Raw genomic sequence first — 13613 nt, forward strand, 5'->3', positions numbered from 1 at the left:
AAGATCCTATTCCATCCCCCCACCCGCAAAAAACACCTCCAAAGAAAACCAGCATAAAACCCCGCCCCAAAGAGGAGGGGCTTCTTCCCCCCCCCCCCCCCCCCCCCCCCCCCGCCCCCACTTCCGCGTGCTGTGCCGACATGAAGGTCGGAGCCGATACTATTTTTGATATGTATCGGCAAAGCCCAACGTAGGCAGGATCTCTCCCCCTTACAACGCCGGGCTTCTGTGCGAGGCTGCGAATCATGAACCGCAACCCTCATCTGAACGAGCTGGGTGAGTTCCTCAAGGCACGCCGCGCCGAGCTCAGCCCCTCCGAGGTCGGACTCCGCGGAGGGCAACGGCGGCGCGTGAGCGGTCTACGCCGCGAGGAAGTGGCCCTCCTCGCCGCGATCAGCACCGAGTACTACACGCGCATCGAGCAGGGCCGCCTCCAGGCATCGGCCCCCCTGCTCGACGAGATCGGCCAGGTGCTCCGCCTCAACGACGACCAGCGCACCTACCTCTTCGACCTCGCGGCGAAGGGACGAGCGCGCCCGCCCGCGTCACACGAGCGCCAGCAGGTGGACACACAGCTGCAGCGCATGCTGGACGATCTCACCGCCTCCCCCGCCTTCGTCATCGGCCGACGCACCGACATCCTGGGCTGGAACCAGCTCGCCGCCGCCCTGTGGACCGATTTCGGACAGTACCCGGAACACGAGCGCGTGTTCGTCCGGTTGCTGTTCACCGAACCCTGGATGCGCGAACTGTACGCGGACTGGGAAGAGGTCACCCGGCTGGCCATCGCCCAGCTGCGCATGGAGAGCGCGCGCTACCCCGACGACCAGCGCCTCACCGCGCTGGTCGAGGAACTCTCCGCTCGTGACGCACAGTTCCAGAAATGGTGGACCGAACACGACGTCGCGGCGCGGGGCAAGGGCACCAAGAAGCTTCATCACCCGGTGGTGGGCGAGCTGACCCTCGACTGGAACACGCTCACCTGCGGCACGGACTCCGACCAGCACATCATCGTGTGGAACGCCGAACCCGGATCCCCGTCCCACGACGGACTGCGCCTCCTGGCCTCCTGGGCCGCCGACCAGAAACGGACGGCGTCCGACACCGTCATGTGAGCTCTCTCCCACGTGCGTCCGCTGGGGGAAGTCCTTCCCCTGGCCAGGGCTGCCCTGCTGAACAGGATTCGTCTGCACAGGCTCGAAAAGTAGTCAGCGGGCATTGCTGAACGAGTACATCTCACCGGCCTGCCTCCTCTACAGAGCCCCGCCCGGCGGAGAGAACAGCCTTTGTCACGAGCAACTTCCCCGGCGGCGCGATCGGTTCGGCCGCCGCCTCGGTGCTGTGGGCGGCGGTCGGCTGGACGGCCGTGACCACAGTCGGCATCCTCAGCGGATTCGTCCACGCCGTCCGGGCGCTCGCACCGCCGGGACCGCTCGTTCCGCCCTCGGGGTGAGTCTGCCTCAGACTGCCCCACGCACTTGCCCTCATCGACATGCCCCAGCGCGAAGAGAGGAGCATCGGATCTCTCGCCGGCACCGGTGTCATAGGGGGAGGGATTCATCCCCCCTATAGCCGCAGCCCAGCCAAGAACCTTCCCCTTTTCCTGGCGTGCGCGAGGCGGAAATGTCGAGCACCTCAACGACCGCATGCCAAGCGATGAGGTAATTCGATGAAGGCTGTAGGTTTCACGGAATTCGGCGGGCCGGAGGTACTTCACATCCTGGAGCTGCCCACGCCCGAAGCCGGTCCGGGCCAGGTGCGCATCCGAGTGCACGCCGCGACCGTCAACGCGGTCGACGCCCTCCAGCGCAGCGGACCCGCCCAGTCGCCGGACGCCCAGCCGCCGTTCGTTCCCGGCATGGAAGCCGCAGGGGTCGTGGACCAGATCGGCCCGGGCACGGACACGAATCTGAGCGTCGGCGACCACGTGATGGCGATCGTGCTCCCCGAGGGCGCGCACGGCGCCTACGCCGAGCAGATCGTGGTCCCGGTGGACTCGGTCGTCCGCGCTCCTCGTGACGCGACCTACGCACAGGCCGCGTCGCTGCCGATGAACGGCCTCACCGCACGCCTGGCCCTGGACACGCTCGGACTGGAACCCGGCCAGACCGTCGCGATCACCGGAGCCGCCGGCGCGGTCGGCGGCTACGCCGTCCAGCTGGCCGAGGCGGACGGGCTGCACGTGGTGGCCGACGCCTCGGACCAGGACGAGACCCTGATCAAGGACCTCGGCGCCGACGTCGTACTCCGTCGCGGCGCCGAGTACCCGGACCGGGTACGCGCGGAGGTTCCGGAGGGCGTCGACGGACTCGTCGACGCCGCGTCGCTCGGCGCGCTCACCGCTCGTGCGGTCCGCGACGGAGGCCGAGTGGTCACGCTGCGCGGCTACGACGGCCCCGGCGAACGAGACATCGTCTTCCAGCCGATCGTCGTCTTCAGCTACGCAAAGGAGCACGCCAAGCTCGACCGGCTCCGGCAGCAGGCGGAGGAAGGCCGTATCGCCCTCCGGGTCGCCAGAACGTTCCCTGCGGAGCAGGCCGCCGAGGCGCACCGGCTTCTCGCCGCAGGCGGTGTGCGGGGCCGACTGGTGCTGACGTTCTGATCCGAGGCACGTATGGGCTCAGGGGCGGCGGCCCTCAACACCGCCTCATGGCTGTGGCCGGACTTCGTACGAAGTCCGGCCACAGCCATGAGGAATCGGTCCGAGCTGGGCCACCCGTTGGACCCTTCGCGAGGAATCACACCACCCTGGTATCGGCGCTGTCCGTGGCATGGTTGGCCACCGTCTTGCGGTCGGCACCGGTCACCCGATTTCGGGGCGTCAGGAGAGGGGAGCGTCCCGGGGCGCTCCCCCACTCCGGACACGCGCTACGCGGCGAAGGCGTTCACGCCCGTCAGCTCCGCCGACAGCTCCCACAGGCGCGCTGCCTGCTCGGAGTCGATCGCCCAGTCCTTCACACCGCGCATCTCACCGTCGGTGGGAGCGGGTTCGGCTACGTCGCAGTCTTCGAGGTAGAGGCCTCCCAGGTCGGCCAGCTGGGGTGAGGTCGCCGCCCACACCTGTGTGGCCGCGCCCTGCTGAGGGTTCTTGAAGAACTCGGGGTTCTGGAGGTTGCCCTTCTCGTCGAACCAGCCGAGCTGCCTCTTCTCCTCCTCGTCCACGTGCCGCAGCAGCGGCGTGATGATGACGCCGGGATGGAGGGCGAAGGCGCGGACGCCGGAGTCCTTTGCGAGCCTGTCCAGGTGCACGGCGAAGAGCGAGTTCGCGGTCTTCGCCTGCCCGTACGCCTGCCACTTGTCGTAGCCGTGCTTGAAGTGGATGTCGTCCCAGCGGAGGCCGGACATGTGGTGGCCGCCGGAGGAGACGGAGACGACACGGGCACCGCCGGGTGCGAGGGCAGGCCACAGCCGGTTGACGAGCGCGAAGTGACCCAGGTGGTTGGTCGCGAACTGAGCCTCCCAGCCGGGCCCGACCCGCGTTTCGGGGCATGCCATGATCCCGGCGCTGTCGATGACGAAGTCGACACTCCTACCCGAGGCCACGAACCGCTCCGCGAAGCCGCGTACGCTCTCCAGATCTCCGAGGTCCAGCTCGTCCACCTCGACGTCGGGAACCCGGTCGAGCGCCTCCCGCGCGTCAGCCGGGCGACGCGCGGGGACGACGACGTGAGCACCGGCCCGGGTGAGGGCCTGGGTGGTCTCCAGGCCGATGCCTGAGTAGCCTCCGGTGACGATCGCGAGTTTTCCGCTCAGGTCGATGCCCTGGAGGACGTCGTCGGCGGTGCTCTTGGCGTCGAAGCCGGAGCCGATCTTGTGCTGTGTGGTGGTCATGTCCAAACGCTCCAAACTAGAGCAACGGATAAGGCTTGGGTCGGTCGTTCAGTTGCTTCGCTCGTTGAGAAGCGGTCCGCGGCGGCCGAGGGCCCACACGAGGAGTGCGGCGCAGGCGAGCCCGGCGCCGGTCAGGGAGACGGCGGTCCAGCCGCCGGCGGACCACAGCACGGAGGCCGCGGCGGAGCCGATCGCGCCGCCGATGAAGTTGCAGGTGACGAAAGCCGTGTTGAGGCGGCTTCGGGCGTGCGGCGAGAGCGCGAACAGCCGTGTCTGGTTGAGGATGTTCACGCCCTGCACGGCGATGTCGAGCAGCACGACGGCCACGATGATTCCCGCTACGGAACGTCCGGCGAAGACCGCGACGACGAACGAGCCCACGATCGCGGCCCAGCCCCATCCGGTCGCCGGCAGGGACCAGCCCCGGTCGTGGAGCCGCCCCGCACGCTGGGCGGCCAGGGCCCCGGACAGGCCGATGAGGCCGAACAGGCCGATGGCGGAGACCGAATAGGAGAACGGCCGTGCGCTGAGCAGGAAGGTCAGCGCGGTCCAGAACATGGTGAAGACGCCGAAGGCGGTGGCGCCGAGAAACAGAGTCCAACGCACTGCACGCTCCTGCCTGATCACCTTCCAGACCGAGAGCAGCAGCTGCGGGTAGGACAAGTGAACCTTCGGGGCGAGCGGAGGAATCACGCGGCGAAGGAGCAACGCAAAGACGACGGAGACCGCTGCGGCAGCGAAGTAGATGGCGCGCCATCCGGCGGCGTCCGCGATGAGTCCGCTGATGGTGCGGGAGGTGAGGATGCCGATGAGCAGTCCGGAGACCACCGTCCCCACCACCTGTCCGCGGTGGGTGTCGTCGGCGAGGTCACCGGCGAGCGGGGTGAGCAGCTGGCCGCTGACCGTGGTCAGGCCCAGGAGGGTGGTCGCGACCAGGAGCGCGCCGATGGACGGAGCGAGCGCGCAGGCGACGAGGGCGAAGGCCGCGCAGAGCATCATTCCGGGGATGAACCGGCGCCGGTCGAGGACATCGCCGAGTGGCACCAGGAGCAGTGCTCCGGCCGCGTAGCCGATCTGTGTGACTGTCACGAGCCAGCCTGCCAGCGCGGTGGAGGTGTGCAGGTCTCGGCCGACGAACTCGAGGAGCGGTTGCGCCCAGTAGAGGTTGGCGACCGCCGTGCCGCCGGCGATCGCGAACAGCAGAGTCAGGCCGCGGCTCATTCTGTTCCTGTCCGCTGCGGCGGAGGCGCTCGCGGTGGGCGGCGTGGGGGTGTCCGGGGTGGCCATGGGTGGGTGTCCAGGTGAGTACGGGCCGGCTGACGGCATCGCCAGGGTGAGGCGGATCTGTTCAACGGCGGTGGAGGGTTTCGCGGCGCCGGGTCGGCCATCCGGTTCAGAGCCGGGCTAGGCCTGTTCCAGGGGTAGCCAGCGGCTGTCGGTGGCCAGGTGGTCGGCTTCCTCCGGGCCCCAACTGCCGATGTCGTAGCGGTAGGGCGTGCCGGGCAGGTCGAGGACGGGGCCGACGATGCGCCAGAGCTCCTCGACCATGTCCATGGTGGTGAAGCGGCGCGGGTCGCCGGTGATCGCGTCGGCCAGGACATGGGTGTAGGCGACGGAGTTGCTTCCGGTGAGGTGGGCGAAGTCGACCCTGGCGGCTATCTGGTCGACCTCCGTGGCTTCTCCCTCGTGCTGGGCGAGGAGGTCGAAGGTGACGCCGGCGCGAGGGCTGATGCGGAAACGCAGCAGGTTCGCAGGGGCCTGCTGAGCGCCGGCGGTGTGGTAGTAGCCCTCGACGGGTCGGTGCAGTTCTACGACGATCTCGATGGCGGTGGCGGCCATTGCCTTGCCCGCTCGGATGGTGAAGGGGACTCCGGTCCAGCGATCGAGGTTCACCCAGGTGCGCAGGGCGCAGTAGGTGTCGGTGATCGATCCTGCCTTGACGCCGTGGACGTCGAGGTAGCCGTCGTACTGACCGCGTACGTGGTTCTCGGGCCGGATGGTACGGACGGCACGGAGGGCTCGGATGCGTTCGTCGAGGACGTCGGCGGCCGAGCCGGTCCGCGGGGCGTCCATGACGAAGTAGGCGAGCATCTGCAGCAGGTGGTTCTGGACCACGTCGCGCAGACAGCCGGTCGCGTCGTAGAAGCCACCGCGGTCGGCCACGTCGAAGTCCTCGGCCATGGTGATCTGGACGCTGCGTACGAAGCGGCGGTCCAGGATGGCGTTGACGGCGGTGTTGCCGAAGCGGAAGGTCAGCAGGTCCTCGATGACGTCCTTGGCGAGGAAGTGGTCGACGCGGCGCAGCCGTTCCTCGGGAAAATACCGGGTCAGTTCGCTCTGCAGGGCTCGGGCGGACCGCAGGTCGTGACCGAAGGGCTTCTCGACGACGAGCCGGGCGTTGTCGGCCAGACCGGCTTCGGCCAGTCGCTGGGCGATGGTGGGGTAGGTGGACGGCGGCAGGGCGACGCAGTGCGTCAGGAAGCCGTACGACGTGACCCGGTCGGCGAGTGCCGTGAAGCTCGCGGGGTCGTCGTAGTCGACGCGGGCATAGCCCAGCAGCGCTGCGAACGTGTCGAACACACCCTCGTCCAGGGGGACTTCCGCGGCGCTCAGGGCATCGCGAGCGTGCCGGCGCAGTCGTTCGTCGTCCCAGTCGCTGCGGCCGACGCCGATGACGGGCACATCGAGGAAGCCCTGGCGGGTCAGGTCGTACAAGGCGGGCAGCAGCATCTTTCTGGCGAGGTCGCCAGTGATACCGAAGAGGACGAGGGCATCCGCGCGGGGGGTCTGGGTGGTCATGGTCGCTCCTGGGAACGTGCGGGTCACGAACGGGATGTCGTGCGCGGATCACCTGACGCCGCGTACGCCCGCGAGTGTGGCGAGGGCGAGGGCCGAGCAGATGGCGCCGACCACGAACAGCGGCGGATAGTTGTCGTCGGCTCCGATGATGAGCGAGCCGTACAGCGGGATGAGCATCTGCGGGATGACGAGGGCCAGGTTGTAGACGCCCAGTTCCTGTGCGGCGTGCTCGGGGTCGGGCAGGACGCGGCTGACCATGGGCAGGTCGTTGGAGAGGTAGCCGCCCTGGGCGATGCCGATGAGCACCATGCCCGTGAGGAAGATCCCGAAGGAGCTGCCGGCACACATGACGAGCAGTCCGGCCACCGACGCGACGGCAGCCAGTCGGAGCCAGGGTTTGAGGCGACCGGTGCGGTCATCGAGCATGCCGAACACCAGCGAGGCCACCACTGATCCGGCGCCGAGCAGCAGGGTGGACTGGAAGACCCTGCCCGCGGTGGTGTCGCCGCCGTATCCGATGCGGTCCGAGACGATGTACGTCTGGTACGTGAGGATGATGAAGACACCGGAGAACATCAGGAACCGGCTGGCGAAGGCCCAGGCGTAGGCGGGGTGGCGGCGCGGGTTCACGTAGAAGCTGGAGAAGAACTCGCGCGGGCCGAAGGGCGGGAGGGTGGTCTTGTCGGCGGGCGCATCGGAGACGACGGCTACGAGCAGTGCCGCACCGGCCACTCCGATCAGGCCGGGGACGAGCAGCATCAGTGCGGGGCTGAAGTCCAGGAGGCTGACCAACAGGGTCGCGGCGACCATCCCGAAGGGCATGGCAGGGCCCATCAGGCCGCTGACCCGGCCCCGCATCCCTGGCTCGATGCGTTCGGTCAGCACGGCCTGAGCGGCCATCAGCGTGCCCGACCAGCCCGCCTGTGCCAGCACCCAGCCCACGACCAGCAGCCATACCGTGCCGCCGAAGCCGATGCAGGCCAGGCCGGTGAGTCCGACGAGCGGGCCGATCACCAACCATGTCCGGCGTTTCCCGAAGCGCAGGGTGGTGCGGTCGGACAGGGCGCCCAGGAGCGGGGAGGCGATCGCGGCGGCGAAGGCGCCGACGGACAGCACCGTGCTCAGGGTGGAGACCCGCTGTCCCTGGCCGACCACGTCACGTACGCGCAGCGCCATGCTGACGGTGGGCGGGGACATCACCGCGATGTAGGCGCCGTAGTACGCGGCGACCAGCGCAACGGGAAGTAGCGCGCCGGCGCGTGCCGTGGCTGCCGGAGGACCGACGGCCCTGCTCGGCGGAGGTACGGCTCTGGTCATCCGCGACTCGCTTCCTTCGGCAGACTCCACGCGAGGACCGTTCAGGAGGTCGTGACAACACGCCGTCCGGCGGTCGGCACGCGCCAAGTCTGCGTATCCCTCTCCGCAGTTCTGCGTTCGACGATAAATTTTCCCTTGTCGAAAACAAAATAAGGAGACCGGTTTCGTTCCCCGGTACACGTTGTCCAGGGGATGAACTCCTCCCCCCTTACAGCGATGTGCATTGGATTCCGCGCAGCTACCGTCAATGGCGCGGCCTGGCCGGACGAGGAGGAGTCGACAGAGGGAATCCTTCCCTTTTGTTTTGTCCCTTGTCGCGACAGGCGTGAAATTGCCCGATATGAGGGTTCCGGAAGACCCTGAGGCCGCAGTTCGGTCGAGGCTTGCGCAGCCCGCGCTCCCGCGGGCCGGGGCGACACGTCGGGGCAGATCCGGGCTGGCCCAGGCGTCAGCCGTGGCCGCCGCTCCACCCTCGCTCGGGCCATGACGCGCTGTGCCGACCACGACCAGGTCAGGAAGAACTCGCTTCAGGAGGCGGCAATGGTCCAGGACGTGGGCGAACAGGCAGTTGCCCCACAGCCGGCGGCGGGGCACCGGCACCGGGTGCATATGTCCATCGGCGCGCTGCTGCTCGGCATGCTCATCTCGGCACTCGACCAGACCATTGTCTCCACCGCGCTGCCGACGATCGTCAGCGATCTCGGCGGGATGAGCCACCTCTCATGGGTCGTCACCGCCTATCTGCTTGCCGCGACGGCGGCGACCCCCCTGTGGGGCAAGCTGGGCGACCAGTACGGGCGCAAGAAACTCTTCCAGGCCGCGATCGTGATCTTCCTGATCGGATCGGCGCTGTGCGGCCTGGCCCAGAACATGCCTCAGCTGATCGCCTTCCGTGCGCTGCAGGGCCTGGGCGGTGGCGGCCTGATGGTCCTGTCGATGGCGATCGTGGGCGACATCGTGCCGCCCAGGGACCGTGGCCGCTACCAGGGCCTGTTCGGTGCCGTCTTCGGCGCGACCAGCATCCTCGGGCCTCTGCTCGGCGGGTTGTTCGTGGACCAGCTGACCTGGCGCTGGGTCTTTTACATCAACCTGCCCGTCGGTGCCGTAGCCCTGCTCGTGATCGCCGCGGTGCTGCGCATCCCGGTCCGGGCCGAGAAACACCGCATCGACTACCTCGGTACGCTCCTGATTGCGGCTGTCGCCACCTGTCTGATCCTGGTGACCTCGCTCGGCGGCAAGACCTGGGGGTGGACTTCGCCCCCGCTGATCGGGATCGCGGTCCTGGGCGCCGTACTGCTTGTGTCGTTCCTGTTCGTCGAGCGCAGGGCCGCCGAGCCGGTGCTTCCGCTGAAGCTGTTCCGGATTCGTACGTTCACGCTCTCCTCGGCGATCAGCTTCGTGATCGGCTTCGCGATGTTCGGCGCGATGACCTACCTGCCGACGTTCCTGCAGGTCGTGCGTGGTGTGTCGCCCACCATGTCGGGTGTGCACATGCTGCCGATGGTGCTCGGGTTGCTGCTGACGTCCACGATGTCGGGCCAGATCGTCTCGCGTACCGGGCGCTGGAAGATCTTCCCGGTGCTCGGCACCGCCGCCACCGTCGTGGGGCTGTTGCTTCTGCACCGCCTCAAGGAATCCTCGGGCGACATCGAGATGAGCCTGTACTTCTTCGTGTTCGGCTTCGGGCTCGGCCTGGTCATGCAGGTGCTCGTGCTGATCGTGCAGAACGCGGTGTCCTACGAGGACCTGGGCGTCGCCACCGCGGGGGTCACGTTCTTCCGGTCGATCGGCTCCGCGTTCGGCGTCGCCGTATTCGGCGCGATCTTCACCAGCCGGCTCGACGACAGGCTGCGCGGAGCCTTCGCGGGCACGGCGCAGCCGGAGGCGGCCGCCGCGCTCGAAGCCGACCCACGCGCCATAGCCGAACTCCCGCCCGAACTGCGCCCGTCCGCACTGCACGCGTACGCCACCTCCATCACCGACGTGTTCCTCTACGCGGCTCCGATCGTCCTGTTCGCCTTCGCGCTGACCTGGCTGCTCAAGGAGGCCAGGCTGCGCGGCTCGGTCACCGCCCCCGACATGGCGCAGACCCTCAGCGTCCACCCCGTGCACCGCTCCTCGCGCGAGGAGGTGCAGCGGGCCCTGTCCGTGCTCGGATCGCGGGACGGGCGGCGCGGCATCTACGAGAAGATCACCGCCACCGCCGGATACGACCTGCTGCCCGCCTCCAGCTGGCTGCTGCTGCGGGCCCTGCGACCGGAGAGGTCGCTGTCGCCGACGCGGCTCGCCGAGTACAGCCAGGTGCCGCTGCCGGTGATCCAGGACGCCCTGCATGAGATCGAGCAGCGCCGACTGGCCACCCGCGAGGGCATGAACCTGCTCCTCACCGATGCGGGCCGCGAGGCTGCGGCCAAGCTGTCGACGGCCCGCCAGGACTCCTTCGCCGAACTACTCGGCGACTGGTGGGGACCCGACCGGCCGACGGACCTGGTCGAACTGGTCGAGGAGCTGTCATCGCAGCTGTCAGGCTCCGATGAGGAGCGGCCCCAGTCCTCGGTGCCCCGGGACCGCGCCCGCCGCACATGATCCCGGGGTATGCAGCGCCCGGCCGTGGGCAGCAGCCGGATCTCCTCACGCTCGGGCCCTCCACCACGGCGCCCAGGCAGTCACACGGCGCGGCTACGACGGCCCCGGCGAGCCGGACAGCCGTCGACGAGCAGCCGGCTCGAATTGCGTTACACGCAGGGACAAGGCCGGACTCGACCGGCTTCGGCAGCAGGTGAGGGGACGAACGATGTCGCCCCTTGGTCCCGGCGGTCTTGTGACCGCACGTGGGACCACCTGGGCCCGGAGTCCCTCAAGCTGCCGCATCCCGTGCGGGCTGATCCGGGTGTGCAGTCCACGACGCGAGGATGAGAAGCCCGTCATGGGACGGGGTCCCGGGAGCGGCGGTCGAGATCACCAGCTTCTGTGCGGGGTCGGCTGTGCAGGTCAGGCTGTCCCAGTCGAGGGTGAGGTCGCCGACGACCGGGTGTCGCAACCTCTTCGTGCCCATCAGCAGGCCGGTCATCTGACGGCCGGCCCACCACTGCCGGAAATCGGCGTCGGCCACGGAGAGCTCGCCGACCAGCGCGGCCAGTCGAGGGTCACCGGGGCGCCTGGCGGCCTCCAGGCGCAGGTGGGCGACGCAAGTCCGGGCGTTCGTTCTCCAGTCGAGGTAGAGCTCTCGGAAAGCCGGGTCGGTGAAAAGCAGCCGAGCGTAGTTGCGTTTCTTCTCCGGGACCCGGTCGAAGTCGGTGAGCAGAGCCGCTGCCAGAGAGTTCCAGGCGAGGATGTCCAGGCCCCGGCCGAGGACGAGCGCGGGAGTCGCTGTCAGCTCGTCCAGCATTCGCCTGAGCTGTGGGTGAACCTTCTGCGCCGGTCGGCGGCGCTGTTCGTACGCGCCCCTCGCCGCCAGCTCGAACAGATGGTCCCGCTGATCATCGTCGAGATGCAGGACACGGACCAAGGCGGTGAGCACCGACCTCGACACGGGGGCACGCCCCTGCTCCAACCGCGTGTAGGAGTAGGTGCTGATCCCCGCCAGTCGGGCGACCTCCTCACGGCGCAGCCCCGGCACACGCCGGGGGGCCACGGACTCGGGCAGGCCAACGGTCTGCGGGCTGAGTTGGGCTCGGCGCGCCTTGAGGAATTCTCCCAGCTCAGGCCCATGCGCTTCGCTGTGCATAGCAGCCAGTGTCGCAGCATCCACCCGAAAAATGAGGGGGAGAGTTCTCTCCCAGGGTTCGGCAGTTCATGATGTGCCTCCCGGGTGCGCGGCGCCGGATCAGACCGTCAGGTCAGTCGGCCGGTCCGGTCGGAAGGTCCGCCGAGCTGACCGGCGGCCCGTGAGGCGAGGTCACGTAGTCCGTCGTGCGAGGGCGTGCCGGGCTCCGCCGTCCAGACGACGAGTTCCTGATCGGGGTCGCTGCTGGAGATGAAGGTGTCCCAGTCGAGGACGAGTTCGCCGACGACGGGGTGGTGGAGCCTTTTCATGCCCAGCATGCGCGACGGCATGTGACGGCTTCCCCACCACCGCCCGAAGTCCTTGTCCTGCATGCAGAGTTCACCGACCAGACTGGTCAGCCGCGGATCGTCCGGGCATTTGGCGGCCCATGTGCGCAGATGGGACACGCAGCCACGGGCGACGCCCCTCCAGTCCACGTACAGCGTCCTCATGGACGGATCGGTGAAGAGGATACGAACGCAGTTCCGCTGTTCTTTCGGCACCTGGGCGAAATCGGTCAACAGGGCGGCGGCGAGAGGATTCCACGCCAGGATGTCCATACGGCGGCCGATCACCACGCCGGGACTCGCGGTGAGATCGTCCAGCAGGCGGCGCAACTGGGGTTGCGCCTTCTGCGCGGCCGGGCGGCGGTGTCGCGTCCGCTGCCGGCCGGCCAACTCGAACAGATGGTCACGCTGGTGATCATCCAGATGCAGGACATGGACGAGAGCGGCCAGCACGGACGCGGACGGCTGGATGCGGCCCTGCTCCAGCCGCGTGTAGTAGTCAGTGCTGATGGCGGCGAGCTGGGCTACCTCCTCCCGGCGCAGGCCGGCCACCCGCCGAGGGCCACCGGTGTCGGGCAGACCGACGGTGCGCGGACTCAACTCGGCCCTGCGCGCCTTGAGGGATTCTCCCAGCTCGTTCAGATGCGCGTCGCTGGTCATGACAGCCAGTCTCGCACCGCTCGGTCTGCGCGAGGGGGGTAAGGATTCCTCCCCTGGATAAGCCATTCCCAGGATGGAATTCTCCCCTTTGCGAGCCTCCAAGAAGAGGGCAGGGTCGACCACGCGGCCGGTGCCCAGAACCGGCCCACGGAGAGCATTCACCCGAACAGGCGGGGCCGCCAACCTCAGGGTAGTAATTGTTTTCCGAACGTCACCGGTATTCGGTATTCCCCTGCGGCAGACGGAAGAGGAGAAAAGAAACGTGCGGACGGAAGACACCCTCGCCGGCCATGGCCGGACACCTGCCGCCCGTTTCCACATCCCCGACACCCCCACCGGACACCCGCTGTCCACGATCATGCTCAGCCACCCGTGGGATGGGGCCGAGGAGCAAACCGTCGGACTCTACGCCCGGCGCTTGGCTGAGCACGGCTTCACCGCCCTCGCCTGCGACGCCGCCCACCCGGGCGAAAGTGAAGCCCGGGCCGAGGGCGTGGCCTGAATCCCTGAACACACGCTAGGAGCACCACCCCATGTCCGAACGGAAGAAGTTCGCGCCGCCGGCGATCCAGGAGTTCGCCCCCAAGCTCGCGGAGGTCACCGACACCGTCCTGTTCGGTGACATCTGGGAACGGCCGGGCCTGTCCCCGCGCGATCGCAGCCTGGTCACCGTCACCGCTCTCGCCGCCCTGTACCGAAACGACCAGCTCGGCTTTCACCTCGGCAAGGCGCTGGAGAACGGCGTGACCAAGGACGAACTGGTCGAGGCCATCACCCATCTCGCCTTCTACGCCGGATGGCCCAACGCCATGACCGCGATGACCCAGCTCAAGGAGATCGTGGAGAAGTCCGACCAGTCCGGCTGATGGTCCTCCGCCCGCACGCACCCCACATCGCGTGCTCTCCCGCACACCGCCGCCGCGCGGCCCGGTGGCAGCACCACACCAGAGGGA

General features: G+C 68.4%; 11 protein-coding genes. 5 read left to right on the top strand and 6 right to left on the bottom strand.

The window, feature by feature from the left end:
- Positions 1 to 245: 245 nt before the first annotated feature.
- Positions 246 to 1115, top strand: coding sequence for a helix-turn-helix domain-containing protein (locus tag ACZ5VD_RS30550; RefSeq protein ID WP_468554024.1), 870 nt, complete (start codon positions 246 to 248; stop codon positions 1113 to 1115).
- Between the two features lie 554 nt (positions 1116 to 1669).
- Complete coding sequence (locus ACZ5VD_RS30555) at positions 1670 to 2602, top strand: NADP-dependent oxidoreductase (protein WP_468683936.1); 933 nt, start codon at positions 1670 to 1672, stop codon at positions 2600 to 2602.
- Between the two features lie 266 nt (positions 2603 to 2868).
- Here ACZ5VD_RS30555 and ACZ5VD_RS30560 read toward each other — a convergent pair whose 3' ends face one another.
- The 4 genes from ACZ5VD_RS30560 to ACZ5VD_RS30575 form a co-directional block, all read right to left on the bottom strand.
- Complete coding sequence (locus ACZ5VD_RS30560; RefSeq protein ID WP_468683937.1) at positions 2869 to 3831, bottom strand: SDR family NAD(P)-dependent oxidoreductase; 963 nt, start codon at positions 3829 to 3831, stop codon at positions 2869 to 2871.
- Positions 3832 to 3879: 48 nt separating this feature from the next.
- A complete protein-coding gene (locus ACZ5VD_RS30565; protein ID WP_468683938.1) occupies positions 3880 to 5052 on the bottom strand; it encodes an MFS transporter in 1173 nt (390 codons plus the stop codon).
- Positions 5053 to 5235: 183 nt separating this feature from the next.
- A complete protein-coding gene (zwf, locus tag ACZ5VD_RS30570) occupies positions 5236 to 6630 on the bottom strand; it encodes a glucose-6-phosphate dehydrogenase (protein ID WP_468683939.1) in 1395 nt (464 codons plus the stop codon).
- Between the two features lie 48 nt (positions 6631 to 6678).
- Positions 6679 to 7947: an MFS transporter gene (locus ACZ5VD_RS30575; protein WP_468683941.1), complete on the bottom strand. Its 1269-nt coding sequence runs from the start codon at positions 7945 to 7947 to the stop codon at positions 6679 to 6681.
- A gap of 540 nt (positions 7948 to 8487) precedes the next feature.
- Here ACZ5VD_RS30575 and ACZ5VD_RS30580 point away from each other — a divergent pair.
- Complete coding sequence (locus ACZ5VD_RS30580; protein ID WP_468684005.1) at positions 8488 to 10533, top strand: MDR family MFS transporter; 2046 nt, start codon at positions 8488 to 8490, stop codon at positions 10531 to 10533.
- A gap of 271 nt (positions 10534 to 10804) precedes the next feature.
- Here the strand turns inward: ACZ5VD_RS30580 and ACZ5VD_RS30585 are convergent, their stop codons facing one another.
- Both ACZ5VD_RS30585 and ACZ5VD_RS30590 read right to left on the bottom strand, forming a co-directional pair.
- The gene (locus tag ACZ5VD_RS30585) at positions 10805 to 11674 is read right to left on the bottom strand and encodes a helix-turn-helix transcriptional regulator (protein ID WP_468683943.1); all 870 of its coding nucleotides are present in this window, start codon (positions 11672 to 11674) and stop codon (positions 10805 to 10807) included.
- A gap of 107 nt (positions 11675 to 11781) precedes the next feature.
- Positions 11782 to 12660 carry a helix-turn-helix domain-containing protein gene (locus ACZ5VD_RS30590; RefSeq protein WP_468554031.1) on the bottom strand — a complete coding sequence of 293 codons (879 nt, stop codon included), beginning with the start codon at positions 12658 to 12660 and terminating at the stop codon, positions 11782 to 11784.
- A gap of 262 nt (positions 12661 to 12922) precedes the next feature.
- Between ACZ5VD_RS30590 and ACZ5VD_RS30595 the strand changes: the two genes are divergently transcribed.
- Positions 12923 to 13162 (top strand): hypothetical protein, encoded by a 240-nt coding sequence (locus tag ACZ5VD_RS30595; protein WP_468683946.1) that lies wholly within the window; start codon positions 12923 to 12925, stop codon positions 13160 to 13162.
- A gap of 31 nt (positions 13163 to 13193) precedes the next feature.
- Entirely contained in the window at positions 13194 to 13526 is a 333-nt protein-coding gene (locus tag ACZ5VD_RS30600; RefSeq protein ID WP_468554032.1) for a carboxymuconolactone decarboxylase family protein, read from the top strand.
- Positions 13527 to 13613: the final 87 nt, after the last annotated feature.

Source organism: Streptomyces sp. NPDC032822 (genome assembly GCF_055578825.1).